The sequence below is a fragment of the Methylobacterium sp. WL116 genome (assembly GCF_008039455.1).
Lineage (GTDB): Bacteria > Pseudomonadota > Alphaproteobacteria > Rhizobiales > Beijerinckiaceae > Methylobacterium.
On the sequence record NZ_VRUV01000841.1, the window covers coordinates 1 to 1323 of the forward strand.

A 1323-nucleotide genomic window follows, 5' to 3' on the forward strand; every position below is an offset into this window, starting at 1 on the left:
GGCCGGGATGGGGCGGGACCAGCGCCGGCGCGACGCCGTGCGCGAGGTGATCGAGAACCAGCCGACCGTGCCGGAGAACCTCCAGCACATCCATTCGGTGCTCGCGCTCTGCGGCCTGCCCTACCGCGATCCCGGGCCGGTGCGGGAATTCTCGCGCGATTACGGCCGCAACTCGCTGAACCTCGTCGCCGGCCGGCTGAAGAGCCCGATCACCGGCGAGATGGAGCCGCAGGGCCTGCCCTACGGCCCGAAGGCGCGGCTCGTGCTGCTCCACCTCTGCACCGAGGCCGTGCGCCAGCGCAGCCCGACCATCGCGGTCGCCGATTCCCTCTCCGGCTTCATGCGCGAGATGGGTTTTGCCGTCACCGGCGGCGAGCGCGGCACGATCCGGCAGTTCAAGGAACAGCTCAACCGCCTCGCCGCCTGCTCGATGCAGATCGGCCTGTGGGACGGGCACGACCAGGCCAGCACCCTCAACGTGCCGCCGTTCCGCAGCCTCGACCTGTGGCGGCCCACGGTCCGGGACGGGGCCAAGGATGGGATGAGGGAGGGGGCGAGGGACGGGGAGGGCGCGGCCTGGTCCCGCACCGTGCAGTTCCACCAGGACTTCTACGACAACCTGATCCGGCACGCCCTGCCCGTCGACATCCGGGCGGCGCGGGCCTTCTCGGGCTCGGCGCGCAAGCTCGACCTGCTGTTCTGGGTCGGCTACCGCCTGCGCGCCCTGCAGCGGCCCCTGAGGCTCACCTGGACCAACCTGCACGGCCAGTTCGGCGCCGAGAACGCCTGCATCCGCAGCTTCCGGCAGGCGTTCAAGACCGACATCGCCCACCTGTGCGAGGTCTTCCCGAAGCTGCCGATCGCGCTGGACGACGGCGGCATGACCTTGCAGCCGGCCGATCCCGGCATGCTCCTCGTCCCGCCACGCAAGGGAATACGGAAGGCGCCGGCAGGGAAGGACGCGGCAGCCTGAGGGAACTGGCATCGCCTGACTGATCTATTCCCTTAGTACGCGTCCAGGGAACGTCACCTCCATTCCCTCAGTGGAGCAAAATTCCGAGGCAAAACAATCTTCCGTTCGAGCGCGATTCCCGATATTCCTTATCTGAGAATTAGGGAAGATGCGGGCCCATCATGGGATTGTCGGAAGCGGAGATCGAGGCGCGGCTCGCGAGCCTGCGGCGCCAGCGCGACGCCCTCGAGCGCGAGATCGCCGATCACGTCCTCTACCTCGAGCTCGGCCGTCGCCTGCGCGGGGGCGAGCCATCTCGGGCGATCGAGGCGCCCGAGGATCACGTCCCGCCGGAGCCCGCCGCACCGCGC

Annotated in this window: 1 protein-coding gene and 1 pseudogene; both read left to right on the forward strand. The window is 69.3% G+C overall.

Features of this window, described 5'->3' with window-relative positions:
* On the forward strand, positions 1 to 973 hold a 973-nt coding region (locus tag FV223_RS27830; protein ID WP_147729898.1), incomplete at its 5' end, for a replication protein RepA.
* Positions 974 to 1134: 161 nt separating this feature from the next.
* Positions 1135 to 1323, forward strand: a pseudogene (locus tag FV223_RS27835) (hypothetical protein); the annotation flags it as partial.